Annotated in this window: 15 protein-coding genes and 1 pseudogene; 9 read left to right on the top strand and 7 right to left on the bottom strand. The window is 69.9% G+C overall.

The window, feature by feature from the left end; all coding sequences use genetic code 11:
• Positions 1-65: 65 nt before the first annotated feature.
• A complete protein-coding gene (locus MF672_RS38075; protein ID WP_242375431.1) occupies positions 66-341 on the bottom strand; it encodes a hypothetical protein in 276 nt (91 codons plus the stop codon).
• 206 nt (positions 342-547) lie between these two features.
• Between MF672_RS38075 and MF672_RS38070 the strand changes: the two genes are divergently transcribed.
• Positions 548-1,018, top strand: coding sequence for a hypothetical protein (locus MF672_RS38070; RefSeq protein ID WP_242375430.1), 471 nt, complete (start codon positions 548-550; stop codon positions 1,016-1,018).
• Positions 1,019-1,234: 216 nt separating this feature from the next.
• A complete protein-coding gene (locus MF672_RS38065; RefSeq protein ID WP_242375429.1) occupies positions 1,235-2,245 on the top strand; it encodes an effector-associated constant component EACC1 in 1,011 nt (336 codons plus the stop codon).
• A 32-nt stretch (positions 2,246-2,277) separates the two neighbouring features.
• Here the strand turns inward: MF672_RS38065 and MF672_RS38060 are convergent, their stop codons facing one another.
• Positions 2,278-2,520 carry a DUF5131 family protein gene (locus tag MF672_RS38060; RefSeq protein WP_242375428.1) on the bottom strand — a complete coding sequence of 81 codons (243 nt, stop codon included), beginning with the start codon at positions 2,518-2,520 and terminating at the stop codon, positions 2,278-2,280.
• Positions 2,521-2,568: 48 nt separating this feature from the next.
• Positions 2,569-2,741 (bottom strand): annotated as a pseudogene (locus tag MF672_RS52295) (DUF5131 family protein); the annotation flags it as partial.
• Between the two features lie 104 nt (positions 2,742-2,845).
• Between MF672_RS52295 and MF672_RS38055 the strand changes: the two are divergent.
• Positions 2,846-3,382 (top strand): GNAT family N-acetyltransferase, encoded by a 537-nt coding sequence (locus tag MF672_RS38055; RefSeq protein WP_242375427.1) that lies wholly within the window; start codon positions 2,846-2,848, stop codon positions 3,380-3,382.
• 106 nt (positions 3,383-3,488) lie between these two features.
• On the opposite strand, the gene MF672_RS38050 is transcribed toward MF672_RS38055, so the two are convergent.
• Complete coding sequence (locus tag MF672_RS38050) at positions 3,489-3,740, bottom strand: hypothetical protein (RefSeq protein WP_247815642.1); 252 nt, start codon at positions 3,738-3,740, stop codon at positions 3,489-3,491.
• Positions 3,716-4,108 carry an ATP-binding protein gene (locus MF672_RS38045; protein ID WP_242375425.1) on the bottom strand — a complete coding sequence of 131 codons (393 nt, stop codon included), beginning with the start codon at positions 4,106-4,108 and terminating at the stop codon, positions 3,716-3,718. Before MF672_RS38045 ends, MF672_RS38050 begins: the two co-directional genes overlap by 25 nt.
• A gap of 259 nt (positions 4,109-4,367) precedes the next feature.
• On the opposite strand from MF672_RS38045, the gene MF672_RS38040 reads away from it, so the two are divergent.
• The 4 genes from MF672_RS38040 (at position 4,368) to MF672_RS38025 (ending at position 8,467) form a co-directional block, all read left to right on the top strand.
• Positions 4,368-5,189: a helix-turn-helix domain-containing protein gene (locus MF672_RS38040; protein ID WP_302893351.1), complete on the top strand. Its 822-nt coding sequence runs from the start codon at positions 4,368-4,370 to the stop codon at positions 5,187-5,189.
• Positions 5,176-5,400, top strand: coding sequence for a DUF397 domain-containing protein (locus MF672_RS38035; protein WP_242375423.1), 225 nt, complete (start codon positions 5,176-5,178; stop codon positions 5,398-5,400). The genes MF672_RS38040 and MF672_RS38035 overlap by 14 nt, the downstream gene beginning before the upstream one ends.
• Positions 5,401-5,874: 474 nt before the next feature.
• The gene (locus MF672_RS38030) at positions 5,875-6,930 is read left to right on the top strand and encodes an LLM class flavin-dependent oxidoreductase (RefSeq protein ID WP_242375422.1); all 1,056 of its coding nucleotides are present in this window, start codon (positions 5,875-5,877) and stop codon (positions 6,928-6,930) included.
• A gap of 25 nt (positions 6,931-6,955) precedes the next feature.
• Positions 6,956-8,467 (top strand): AMP-binding protein, encoded by a 1,512-nt coding sequence (locus tag MF672_RS38025; protein ID WP_242375421.1) that lies wholly within the window; start codon positions 6,956-6,958, stop codon positions 8,465-8,467.
• Here the strand turns inward: MF672_RS38025 and MF672_RS38020 are convergent.
• Complete coding sequence (locus MF672_RS38020) at positions 8,425-9,054, bottom strand: TetR/AcrR family transcriptional regulator (RefSeq protein ID WP_242375420.1); 630 nt, start codon at positions 9,052-9,054, stop codon at positions 8,425-8,427. The two genes, MF672_RS38025 and MF672_RS38020, sit on opposite strands and share 43 nt — an antisense overlap.
• Before the next feature lie 87 nt (positions 9,055-9,141).
• On the opposite strand from MF672_RS38020, the gene MF672_RS38015 reads away from it, so the two are divergent.
• Positions 9,142-10,284, top strand: coding sequence for a cytochrome P450 (locus MF672_RS38015; RefSeq protein WP_242375419.1), 1,143 nt, complete (start codon positions 9,142-9,144; stop codon positions 10,282-10,284).
• Here the strand turns inward: MF672_RS38015 and MF672_RS38010 are convergent.
• Positions 10,281-11,189, bottom strand: a complete 909-nt coding sequence (locus MF672_RS38010) for a cyclase family protein (protein WP_242375418.1) — start codon at positions 11,187-11,189, stop codon at positions 10,281-10,283. The genes MF672_RS38015 and MF672_RS38010 overlap by 4 nt on opposite strands.
• A gap of 29 nt (positions 11,190-11,218) precedes the next feature.
• Between MF672_RS38010 and MF672_RS38005 the strand changes: the two genes are divergently transcribed.
• Complete coding sequence (locus MF672_RS38005) at positions 11,219-12,457, top strand: serine hydrolase domain-containing protein (protein ID WP_242375417.1); 1,239 nt, start codon at positions 11,219-11,221, stop codon at positions 12,455-12,457.
• Positions 12,458-12,459: the final 2 nt, after the last annotated feature.

Here is a 12,459-nt window from a genome sequence, read left to right as displayed (position 1 = left end):
CATCGCGAGCGATCGCCTCGATTACCCGCCCCAAAGGCGGTTGCTCGTAATTCTCGAACGACACTTCATGGCAATCGGTTCACTGGATGAAATTCGTGATCGCACAGCGGATGCAACTGCCGGACGCGCAACATTCCCATTGCGTAAACGATGGCGAAGTGACACGCACTACCCATCAACGAGACCGCATGAGGAATGACGAACTGATCGCCGAACTCCAGCACGCACAGTGGCGCAAGGCGTCCTAAAGCGGCGCAGACGGCGGCGACTGCATCGAGGTCGCCCCGCTGAGCGGCGACGGTGTCGGCATCCGCTGGGCGACGTGGGTTGAAGAGCTGCACGACAGCTTTGCATCGGTCGTCTGACTGGGCACTTCGGGCCCTGCCGCCCGAGGGCACCTTCGTACCGGCTGCGGCGCGGGGCCGCGTGGGGCGTCGTGGCCACACACAATTGGACGATCTTGGTCTGGCGATATGGTCGAGTGCCCACCACATCCGATCCGGTTGATCCCAGAGTTCAGAACACATTCTGATATACGCTGGGCACCGTGAGCACTGGACAAGCCGACGCGGTGACATTTTCTGACCTCTCGCGAAATCCCCGGGCAGTCGCGGAACGTGCGGCCCGGCTGGGACGCGTCCGCATCACGCACCGTGACGCCCCCGACTTCTACCTGACCGCCGCGAACCGCGAGGAGGAGCGCGACCGGACGTTGTCCACCGCGTCCCGGCTGCTGCTCGCCCTCATGCGGCACGACTCGACCGCCCGGTCCTTGGTCCTCGCCATGCCCGACGTGTTCCCCTGGGTACGCCATCTGTCCTCGGACGAACTCCGGTCCTTCACGCTCGAACTCGTCGAAGCCCTGTCCGACGCCGCCGAACTGGACGTCGACACCACCACGCAAGAGGTCATCGCGGGCTGGCGGGCCACCGCCCGGATCAAGGCCGATCCTGATCATTACGCAGAAGCCCGTAGACCGACGGAGGGCGACTTCGGTCCGGTCGAGATTCCGCTGTAAGCCCGAAGCGCGGAGATCGCGTCACGATGCACCTCGCAGGTGGCCTGGCGGGCGTCCCAGTCGATGGCGAAGGCATTGACGTTGTAGCCCACGGCCTGGCCGGCTGCCGCAATCTTGGACATGGCTCGCAAGCCTTGCATTCTTGAACTGGATCGTGGCCAAGCTGTACGTCAGCCGGGAGGATGGTCGGCATCGTGGACTTCGGAGGAGGGTTCGATGGCTGAGGGTGCGGCGGTTCAGCTTGCTCTGGTCGGCGACGTCGACGAAGCAGATCGCGATTCGTTTCGGCAGTGGTTGCATGATGAGCCGGGTCTGTCGGGGGCCGTTGTGTTCTCCCCGCTCGGAACGACGCCAGAGGAACTTGCGCCGACTTCCTTGGTGGTTAGCCTCGTCTCCGATTCCGTTATCAAGGCCTTCGTCAGAACCCTCGTAGCCTGGCTGTCGACTCGCCGCAGGGGTATCACGATCGAGGTCACGTCTACTGGTGGTCAGACGGTGGAGATCCAGGCGGCGCAGGTCCACACTGAGCACGACATACGCCGGATCCTCACGGGAGTTCTGGGTGAATTGTTTCTGGGGCGAGTCGGCGGCCCGGGGACGGCCCGCGGCGATGTCGTCGCCGATGTTGTGCAGGGCCAGGCCGATGGTTTTAACGTGCGGCCACGGCCTTCCATCGGAGCCGACGCTTCGGGTCAGCAGGATGTCACTGCGGACGTGGCCTCGTCGATGTTGCCGGTCACGATCTACCTGTCCGACGAGAGTATCCACGAGCAGGTCGAGGCAACGGTCGAAGATCTGTTGGCTGCGGCGGGCTTGCGGATCGAGAACCGTGACGATCCGGTCATCGGATCGTGGTTCCGCCGAATGCGGGCTGTGGCGGAGAAATTCGCGCGTTCTCCTGCAGGGCGCGAGGCCGCGTTGGTCGCGGCACACGCCGCCGAAACACGCCTGGTACTCGCTCAGGATGCGGACGTCACTGCAAAGTTGCTGCAGAATCTGGGGCCGGTCATCGCGGCCTTGAATAGCAGTGACAAGGATGCGGTGATCCGGGTCGGGGCGATATTGATCGTGAAGATGAGCGGGGTTTTGACCGTGTTCCAGTTGACGGCCAAGCAGCAGCTGCTGCTCAACCACAGCCCCCAGCTTGCTACCTCGCCAGATAGGATCATTGAGGCCCTCGGACCAGCACCTATCGGCGAAGGCGACGGCCCCCCGGCCTTGTGCTGAAGGCAACTGGGACACCTGGCATTGTGTCCATTTCATGAATGATCGCCCGGCATTTCGTCCCATGTGCGGCCGTCCAGTTCGCGGCCGCCGCTCTTGGGCGTCAGCCCGCCAACCTGCTTAAAGAAGAAGCTGACGCCCTGGTCGACGCAGCGGTCGCGGAGGTCGCGGACCCAGTCGAGGTCCAGCGGGCGGTGGCCGGGGCCGCTTTCACCTCCGGCAATGACCCAGTCAATGCCGGTGAGGTCGAGGGAGGGTAGAGCCCCGGCTTCCGCCACCGCAACGGCTCGGAGAGCGCGTCCTCGTGGAGGGTGACGTCAAACCCCGGGCCACTGGTCCGCGGATCACCGTCCCGCTGGTACTTTGCCTGCCCCATCGCCTTGAGCCGTTTGGCCAGCGTCAACGCATAGCAGTCGTCGCAACCGGGCGAAATCCGGTCGCAGCCCGTGGTCGGGTTCCACGTGACCTCGGTCCATTCGATCTTCGTCGCGGTGCTCATGCCGCGACCCGAGTGCATCGAATCGAGCTCGCCTCGCCCACCTGTCCCTCGCCTCGACTGTTATTGAATTGCGCGCCTGTGGGTCGGCTGGCGAAGATCGCGCCATGGAACGAGATGTGATCACAGCAGGCTCGCTTGCCCTGCGACCGTTTACGCTGGCGGACATCCCGTGGGTTCATGAGGTGTCCCTGGATCCGGCGTTGCAGCACTTCGTGGAGTTGCCGTCGCCCTACCGCATGGAAGACGCGGCTTTCTTTGTCGAGCAGTTGGCCATCGCCGGCGGACAGAGTGGGCAGCGTCTGGAGTTCCTCGCTGAGGAAGCGTCCACGGGAGAACGCCTGGGCCGCGTGGGGGTGGGGTTGAGCGCGCCGGGCACGGCTGAGATCGGATACTGGGTTGATCCGAAAGCGCGCGGACGTGGCGTTGCGACTGACGCGGTGCGAGCCGTGTGTCGATGGGCCTTCCGCGCCCACGGCTTGGAACTGATCGAGTGGCGAGCTGAAGTAGGGAACCTGGCTTCCCGCCGGGTTGCAGAGAAGGCAGGCTTCACCGTGGAGGCCACGCTCCGGAAGCGACTTCTCCACCGAGGAATCCGGGTGGATGCATGGGTCGGCTCCCTGCTCAAGAATGAGGTTCTGTGAACTTGCACTAACGGTTCTGTTGGTGCAGAGAAGTCTCAGACACGAACCGAAGCATCCCACCCCGCATCGGGGGGACGGCCGGCGCTCACCCTCACAGGCCCGCGCGTCACCCACCCGGCCCGCAGATCAGGCAGCACGCCCTGGTCAGCCACACCCATGCGCTGGACGCCGCAGCGAAGCCGCCGCGGACGGCCTCCTCGCAGACAGCAGTGCCAGCGGCCCGGCGCAGGACGAAGAACTCGCCCTCCTCGTAGCACAGGACGTACCTCTCGCAGCGCGACGCCTCGACCACCCGCAACAGCCCGCGCGCGACGTACGGTCGCCAGCGGTACGTCACGGCGTACCCGCGCCAGGCCACGCCAGATCAGCCCGGACGACGCGGCAGCCGTCACCGGTACGCCACGTGCCGCAGCGCACGGCCAGACCCGCTACGAGACGAAGCCCCCGGCCCGACTCGGACAGGAGATCGTCCTCGCCGAGCTCCGGGCCGGACAGGTCGGTACCTGGATCCACGACCTCCAGCCGCACGAAGCCCCGTCCGCGACCGAGCCGCACGTCCACCCAGTCACGATGAACGCCACCCGGCACGTGCCGGAGCACGTTCGTCACCAGTTCCGAGACGATCAGGGCGGCGTCGTCCCGGACCTCCTGAGGACCATCCGCCAGCCAGAGACCGACCGTCTCCCGGGCGAGTCGCAGGGACTCAGCAGTGCGGCCGAGCGTCATGAGTCTCCAGACACCCACCACCCGAGAATCTAGAAAAACGGCATTAGTCGGCATTTGCATCACCACCTCTCATGAACCCTTTCGCCCAGCCGTCAACAGCATCAATCGCGCTGTGAACTTGGGCCCGAGCGATGTCGCTCGAAGACTCTCCCAGGCTGGCCCATGACGGCTACTTTTAGTAGTCGGCGAGTAGCACACTTGCCGCACACCTCGGGTTCACGGATGTGTGTGTACTTGTGAACGGATCGGTGATGCGTCGATGGGCGCCAGCGACTTGGATCCAGGAGCAAGCCCTCTCGCGCTTTTCGGAGCCGAGTTGAGAAGGCTGAGAGAGGAAAGGGGCGTGACGCAGGAGGCGATCGCGGACTATACGCACGTGAGCAAAAGCCTGGTCAGTCAGATCGAGAATGCCAAACGCACTCCGCAGTGGGACTTCACGGAGCAGGTGGAAGGACTCCTCGGCCTGCAGGGCGACCTGCTCCGCCTCCTCCCACTGGTACTGAGAACGGGACCCAACTGGTTCCGCCAATGGCCCAGGATCGAGGCCAACGCCCACAGCCTGCGCACCTGGCAACCGCTCGTGGTACCAGGGCTCCTGCAGACCAGAAACTATGCGCGCGCGATTCTGCGCGGGCAGCCGGGCATCACCGATCAACGGGTGGAGGAGATCGCCGAGGGCCGACTCAGCAGACAGATGGTGTTCGAGCGGCCCGAACCTCCTTTGTATGCCGCAGTGATCGACGAAGGCGTCCTTGCCCGCCCCATCGGCGGCGCGGAGGTGATGCGGGAGCAACTGGAACATCTCCTGATGCTCCTGGCACACCCCTGCATCACTCTGCAAGTCGTTCCGATGGCGGCCGTCCCCACGATCGGTTTTCTCGGTGGATTCGTGATCGCTCAGCAACTCAACGGCCCGGATGCGGTGTATCTGGATACCGCATCCGACGGCGAGATGACGGATCGCGCTGACCGGGTCCGCAGAGTTAGTCTCAGATTCGACGCCATACGGTCATACGCCCGACCTGTGAACGAGACCGCCGAAGCGATACGCGAGAAGATGGTGATGCATGAGAAACGATGACGAACTGGCCGCGGAACTCCGACAGGCAGAATGGCGGAAAGCCTCCTACAGCGGCGCAGACGGCGGCGACTGCATCGAGGTCGCCCCGCTGAGCGGCGACCGTGTCGGCATCCGGGACACCGAGCAGCCCGAGCTGGCTCCCTGGGTGGTACGCGGCAGCGTCTTCCGCGCCTTCGTCTCCGGCGCCAAGGACGGCGAGTTCGACTTCTGACCCAGACGACGACCGGAAAGCCCTTCGAGTATTCATGGAGGGCCATCGGGACGGCCCGAGATCTGGCGGCCCCTGGCACAGATCCTCCCCGAACGCCGGGCCGGGCACTGGACGACGACGTCGATCCCGTTGTCACTGACCCGACAAGCCCCGCCGGTCGCCGGGCAACTCTGTGCCGACTGTGACCGGCCCTTCCGCACACCGGTGCCCCCAGTGCCCAGGTCGCGGGGGAGCGCGAGGGGGCCGGCAGGCCCTCTCGCCCGGGGATCGGGGCAGAGCCCCGATCCCCTAGGAGGGCGTCCGAGCGTCAGCGAGGCCCTTTGAGGGCGGGCTCCAGCCGGCCCACCCGGTGATCGGGCTACGGGTGGGTTGCTTGCAGAAGGAGGCGGAGCCCCAGGCGGATGGCCACGCTTCCAGGCGGCGACGTGATACGCTCCCAAGCGAGCGCTTGGTTTACCTCCGAGGGGCCGCCGCATGAAGTTCTCGACCTTCCACCTCTTCCACCGCTTCGACGGCCAGAGCTTCAAGGACGTCTACGACTACCACCTGGAGCTCATCGAGCTGGCCGAGGAGCTGGGGTTCGACGGGGTGCGGCTGGCCGAGCACCACTTCCGCGACTACGGCGTCGTCCCCAACCTGTTCACCATGCTCGCCCACGCCGCCGCCCGCACCGAGCGGCTGCGGCTCGGCACCGGGATCGTCGTCCTGCCCCTGCACAACCCCGTCCACGTGGCCGAGGAGGCCGCGCAGGTGGACGTGTTGTCCGGCGGGCGGCTGGATCTCGGCATCGGGCGCGGGTACCAGAGCTTCGAGTTCGAAGGGTTCGGCATCGACCTGGCCGAGGCGCGCGACCGGTTCAACGAGGCCCTGGAGGTGATCGTCGGGCTCTGGACGCGGGCGGCGTACCAGCACGAGGGGAAGTTCTACCGGACCGGGGCCGAGGTGTCGCTGGTGCCGCGGCCCGTGCAGGACCCCCATCCGCCGCTGCACGTCGCGGCGGTCTCCCCCGAGACCGTCACCATGTACGCCGAGCGCGGCCTGCCCATCCTGGCCGACCCGGCGGCGCCGTTCAGGAAGGTCGTCAAGGCGGCCGAGACGTGGCGGGAGACGGCGGCGCGGGCCGGGCACCCGGACGGGGCCGAGCTGGTCGTGGCCCGCAGCGTGTACGTCGCCCCCACCCTGGAGCAGGCGCGCGAGGACCAGGCGCGGTTCGAGGCGTCGTTCGACCGATCGCGCATCTTCAACGAGCGCAGCGCCCCGATCGACCCCAGGACGGGCCGGGCCGCGCAGGGCTTCGAGTACTACCAGGACCGTTACCTCAAGGGCGGCGCCGTCTCGGCCGACTTCCGGTGGGAGCAGCTGGAGGTCATCGGGGACCCGGCGCGGGTCGTCGAGCAGGTCACGCTGCTCAGGGACGCCGGCTTCACGAACCTGCTCTGCGACTTCGGCAGCACCCGCCCCATGCCGCTCGCGGACATGAAGCGCGTCATGCGGTTCTTCGCGGCGGAAGTCATGCCCGCCTTCCAGTAGCGCCCCCACCCCCCGGGAGCTGACGATGATCCACAGCCTGTCCCTGTCCGACGTCCTCGCCGAGCACGCCCGCAGCCGCCCGCAGACGACGGCGGTGGTGGACGGGGACGTGCGGCTCACGTACCCGGAGCTGGACGACCGCGTGACCAGGCTGGCCAGCGCGCTCGCCGGGCGCGGCGTCGGCGCCGGCGACCGGGTGTTGTGGCTCGGCCAGAACGCGCACGCCGTCCTGGAGCTGCTGCTCGCCTGCAGCCGCCTCGGCGCCGTCTTCTGCCCGGCGAACTGGCGGCAGTCCGCGGACGAGCTGCGCTTCGTGCTCCACGATCTCGCCCCGTCGCTCGTCGTCTGGGAGCCCTCCGACACCGTCGCCGCGCTCGCCGGGCCGGGCTGGGTCCGGGCCGGGGCGGACTACGAGGGGCTCGTCGCGGGCGGGCCGGTCCGGGAGTTCGCGCAGGTCGCCGACACCGAGCCGGTGCTCGCGCTCTACACCGCCGCCTTCGCGGGTCGCCCGAACGCGGCCCTGCTCAGCAGCGCCGCGCTGGTCGCGCACGCCACGTCGCTGCTGGTCGTCCGGCAGATGGAGCCCGGCTTCACCTTCCTCAACAACGGGCCGCTCTTCCACGTCGGGACGATGATGTTCTGCCTGGCGACCCTGCAGATCGGCGGCACGAACGTCTTCACCCCCGCCTTCGACCCGGAGGAGGTGTGCCGGCTGGTCGACGCCGAGAAGGTGACGCAGGCGTTCCTGTTCGGGCCGATGATCGACGCGGTGGTGAAGGCGAACGCGGGCGGCAAGTACGACCTGTCCTCGCTGCGCTTCGTAGCCGCCTCCGACGAGTGGAACGCGATGATCACGGTGGACGACTCGCCGTGGTGCCGGTCCAGGATGGGCGGGTACGGGCAGACCGAGGTGGGCGGGATGCTGACCTTCCTGGGGCTGGCGGAGGGCGGGGCCGGGCTCGCGGGGCGGCCGTCGCCGCTGGCGCAGGTGCGGATCATGGGGCCGGACGACGCCGAGCTGCCGGCGGGCGAGGTGGGCGAGATCTGCGCCCGCGGCAAGACCCTCTTCTCCGGATATTTCGCCCGGCCCGACTTAAATGCGGAAAAGCTGCGGAACGGCTGGCACCACACCGGCGACCTCGGCCGCCGCGAGCCCGACGGCACGATCACCTTCATCGGCCCCAAGCTGCGCATGATCAAGTCCGGGGCCGAGAACGTCTACCCGGCCGAGGTCGAGCGCGCCCTCAAGACGCACCCGGCGGTGGCCGACGCCGCCGTCATCGGCGTTCCGGACCCGGACTGGCACCAGGCGGTCAAGGCCGTCGTGGTGCTGAGGCAGGGGGCGGCAGCGACGCCCGCGGAGCTGGTCGAGCACGTGAAGGGCCAGGTCGCGTCGTACAAGAAGCCGCGTGAGGTGGTGTTCGCGGACGAGATCCCGAAGCGCGGCTTCACCCCGGACTACGACGCGCTCGACGCCGCCCACGGCGGCGGCAACTACCCCGGCGCCTCCCCCGGCGGCTCCCCCGGCCCGGCCTGACGGGCGACCGGCAGGCCCGCGCCGAGGTGGGCGAGGGCCCTGTCGAACTCGGCGGGCACGTCCAGGGCGGGGTCGGCGGCCCAGTCGAACCACAACGCTATCAGCACGCCGGCCACCGCCCCGGTGACGTTGCGCAGCTCGGGGTCGCCGGGGTCGCGGCCCTCGCGGGCGGCCAGCTCCGCGCGCAGCCCGGCGAGCACGCCGCGGATGTTCTCCAGGCTCGCCGCCCACAGCTCGGGCACGGTGAACATGAGCCGTTCCCGTTCCAGGCCGTCCTCGCGCTCCTCCGGCGTCTGCGCCCCGAGCACGGCGCGCAACGCGAACCGTACGGCCTGGACGGGGTTGAGCTCGGGCGGCGCGGCCCGCAGCGCCTCGGCGAAGGGCGGGTACTGGTCGACCAGCACCAGGTCCTCCTTCGTCGGGAAATAGCGGAACACGGTGCTGGGCGCCACCTCGGCGGCCTCCGCGATCTGCTCGACGGTCGTCGCCGCGTAGCCCTGCGCCCGGAACAGCCGCAGCGCCTCCTTCTGGATCAGCGCCCTGGTCCTGGCCTTCTTCCGCTCCCGCAGCCCGGGTCCCTCGCTCATGCCCGCATTCTCGGGCTGCCCGGGCTCGGACGTCCACTCGGAGCATTTTGCTAGTCAACTCCCAAATAAGAGTCTACTCTCACCAGTATGCGCAGACTCCCGATCGAACGCGACCCCCGGCACCCCTTCGACCCGCCGCCCGGCCTCCGCGGCCTGCCGCCCATGGCCCGCCTGGAGATGGCCGACGGGCACCTCGGCTGGCTCGCCACCACGCTCGACGCCGCCCGCGCCGTGCTCACCGACCCGCGCTTCAGCGCCCGGCAGGAGCTCAAGCACCCGGCCGTACGCTCCTCCGCGCCCGGCGGGCCCGGCCGGCCCGCGCCGCCGGGCTTCTTCGCCGCCACCGACCCGCCCGAGCACACGCGCTACCGCCGGCTGCTCACCGGCCAGTTCACGCTGCGCCGCATGCGCCTGCTGGAGCCGCGCATCGAGCGGATCGCCGCCGGGCACCTCGACGCGATGGCGGCGGCCGGGCCGCCCGCGGACCTGGTGACCGCGTACGCGCTGCCCATCCCCTCGATGGTCATCTGCGAGCTGCTCGGCGTCCCGTACGCCGACCACGCCTTCTTCCAGGACCGCAGCCGCGAGCTGGTCACCCCGGACGGGGACCCGCGCGCGGCGTCCGCCGCGCTGCACGCGTACCTGCTGGACCTGGTGCGCCGCAAGCGCGAGGAGCCCGCCGACGACCTGCTCAGCGGCCTCACCGGCGAGCTGACGGACGAGGAGCTGGCCAACGTCGGCCTGATCCTGCTCGTCGCCGGCCACGAGACCACCGCGAACATGCTCGCCCTCGGCGTCTTCGCTCTGCTGCGCGAGGGCCGGGCGTACGAGGAGGGGATGGAGGAGGAGCTGCTGCGCCGGCTGTCGATCCTGCACCTCGGCGCGCCCAGCCGGGCCGCGCTGGAGGACGTCGAGGTGGCCGGCGTGCTGGTCGCCGAGGGCGAGACGGTCGCCCTGTCGCTGCCGATGGCCAACCACGACCCGGCCGTCTTCCCCGACCCCGGCGCCCTCCGCCCGGGCCGGCCGGAGGCCCGCCGCCACCTCGCCTTCGGCCACGGCGTCCACCAGTGCCTCGGCCAGCAGCTCGCCAGGAACGAGCTGCGCGCCGGCTACCGCGCGCTGTTCGAGCGCTTCCCCGGCCTGCGCCTGGCCGTCCCCGCCACCGAGGTCCCGCTCCGCCAGGACAACGCGGTGTACGGCGTCGCCCGCCTCCCGGTGACCTGGGGCTAGAGGATCGCGAGCGGGGTGAGGGGGCTGCCGGTGCCGCCTTCGAGGCGGAGCGGGGCCGCCACGAACACGAACTCCGTGCGGCCCCGGGCCGCCAGCTCCTCCAGCCACAACATCTCGATCAGGTGAATGCCGTGCCGGTGGAGCAGGATGAGGTGCAGGTCGTCGGGCAGGCTCTCGTCGGCGGTGCCGCGCGCGTTGAGCCCGCCGACGGCGGCGTTGTCGGCGGCCACCGCCGCGACGTCGTGCGCCGCCAGCCAGCGTCCGGCCTCGGCCGACAGGCCCGGCTGGCCCGACCAGTACTCCTCCGGCGAGCGTTCCCACACCCGGGGCCAGCCGGTGCGGATCACCGCGACGTCCCCGGGGCGGGGCACGGCGATCTCCGCCAGCAGGGCGGGCTCGACGCGGTGGTCCGCGGGCAGATGGTCCAGGCCGAGCCGCCGGGGCACGTCGTACAGGACGCCGCGCGCGACCACGCCCCCGACCTGCTCGATGCCGCAGCGGGTGGCGCCGTAGGAGCGGACGCGGGCCGCCGGGTGGCCGTTGTAGACCTGGTCGCCCGACCACATGTGGCACAGCGCGTCCATGTGGGTGGTGGTGCCGTGCGGGGTGACGACCAGGGCGTCGTCCGCGACGCACAGGCCCTCGCCGATCGGCCGGGCCCCGGCGGCGTAGTCGCCGCCGTCCACGGACATGAAGTGTTGCGGCAGCGGCCGGTTCCGCAGGTGGGGCACGGTCGTCGGGGCGGGCGAGGAGGTCGCGCCGCGGATCGGCAGCGCCAGGCTCAGCACCTCGCCGGTGGTGGCGGCGCGGAGGGCGTCGAGGACCACGGACGGGGTGAGCAGGTTCAGGGTGCCGCGCTGATCGTCTGGGCCGAACCGTCCCCAGTTGTTAGGCTCGTGAACCAAGTAAGCGCTCCCTTTCTCGTGGAGGTCCGATGTACTGCGATCCGCGTTTCTCCCGCGTCCGCGAGGTCTTCGAACGCAACTTCGCCGACGGCGAGGAGCTGGGCGCGGCCTTCGCCGTCTACCAGCACGGCGAGCTGGTGGTGGACCTGTGGGACGGCGTCGCCGACCGGCACACCGGGCGGCGCTGGGAGCGCGACACCCCGGTCTTCGCCTACTCCTGCACCAAGGCGGTCACCGCCACCGTGCTGCACCTTCTCGCCGAGCGCGGGCTGGTGGACGTGCAGGCGCCGGTCGCCGAGGTGTGGCCGGAGTTCGCGGCGCGCGGCAAGGCGGCGGTCACCGTCGAGCACCTGCTCACCCACCAGGCGGGGCTGCCCGCGCTGGAGGAGCCGGTGCCGGTGGAGGAGTTCGAGGACCAGCCCGCCATCGCGGCCCGGCTCGCCGCGCAGGAGCCGCTGTGGGAGCCGGGGTCGGCGCACGGCTACCACGCGCTGACGTACGGGTTCCTGGTGGGCGAGGTGGTCCGGCGGGTGACCGGCAAGTCGGTGGGCGAGCTGGTCGCGGCGGAGATCGCGGGGCCGCTCGGCCTGGAGATGTGGGTGGGCGCGCCGGACGACGTCATCGACCGGGCGGCGCGGCTGACGGCGGGCGAGCGCGCGCGGCCCATGAAGGTCACCGAGGCCGACGCGGACGGCGGCGCCCCCGCCGGCCCGGCCCCCGCCGACGACGCTCCGGCGGAGTCGGCCCCCGCCGAAGCGGCCACGGCCGGGGGGCGGCCACGGGACGTGCTGGCCGAGATGGCGAGGGCCTCGCTCGACCCGCAGAGCCTGATGAACCGCGCCCTCGGCAACCCCGGCATCCACCTGCTCAAGGGCGGCGCGAACAACCCGGTCGTCCTGCGCGCCGGCTGGCCCGCCGCCGGCCTGGTGACGACGGCCCGGGGCCTCGCGGGCTTCTACCGCTCCCTCGTCGCCGGGGACGTGCTCCGCCCCGACACCCTCCAGGACGCCGTGCGCCCCCGCGTCGACGGCCCCGACCGCGTCCTGCTCCTGGACACCGCGTTCGGGCTGGGCTACATGCGGCCGTCGCTGACGTTCCTCATGCCGTCCAGGAGCGCGTTCGGGCACAGCGGCGCGGGCGGCTCGATCGGGCTCGGCGACCCGGAGCACGGGCTCGGCGTCGCCTACGTCATGAACCGGATGGCGAACGCGGTCTCCGGCAACCTGCGCGGCATCCGGCTGATGGAGGCGGTCTACCAGTCGCTCTGAAC

The sequence above is a fragment of the Actinomadura luzonensis genome, from assembly GCF_022664455.2.
In the GTDB taxonomy this organism is placed as follows: Bacteria; Actinomycetota; Actinomycetes; order Streptosporangiales; family Streptosporangiaceae; genus Nonomuraea; species Nonomuraea luzonensis.
This window is presented reverse-complemented; position numbering and strand designations above follow the sequence as displayed.

Bases quoted from the DNA above. Each gene is read 5' to 3' on its own strand.
- MF672_RS38065 (WP_242375429.1), top strand. From the start codon at position 1,235: ATGGCTGAGGGTGCGGCGGTTCAGCTTGCTCTGGTCGGCGACGTCGAC.
- MF672_RS38055 (WP_242375427.1), top strand. From the start codon at position 2,846: ATGGAACGAGATGTGATCACAGCAGGCTCGCTTGCCCTGCGACCGTTT.
- MF672_RS38045 (WP_242375425.1), bottom strand. From the start codon at position 4,108: ATGACGCTCGGCCGCACTGCTGAGTCCCTGCGACTCGCCCGGGAGACG.
- MF672_RS38040 (WP_302893351.1), top strand. From the start codon at position 4,368: ATGGGCGCCAGCGACTTGGATCCAGGAGCAAGCCCTCTCGCGCTTTTC.
- MF672_RS38035 (WP_242375423.1), top strand. From the start codon at position 5,176: ATGAGAAACGATGACGAACTGGCCGCGGAACTCCGACAGGCAGAATGG.
- MF672_RS38030 (WP_242375422.1), top strand. From the start codon at position 5,875: ATGAAGTTCTCGACCTTCCACCTCTTCCACCGCTTCGACGGCCAGAGC.
- MF672_RS38025 (WP_242375421.1), top strand. From the start codon at position 6,956: ATGATCCACAGCCTGTCCCTGTCCGACGTCCTCGCCGAGCACGCCCGC.
- MF672_RS38020 (WP_242375420.1), bottom strand. From the start codon at position 9,054: ATGAGCGAGGGACCCGGGCTGCGGGAGCGGAAGAAGGCCAGGACCAGG.
- MF672_RS38015 (WP_242375419.1), top strand. From the start codon at position 9,142: ATGCGCAGACTCCCGATCGAACGCGACCCCCGGCACCCCTTCGACCCG.
- MF672_RS38005 (WP_242375417.1), top strand. From the start codon at position 11,219: ATGTACTGCGATCCGCGTTTCTCCCGCGTCCGCGAGGTCTTCGAACGC.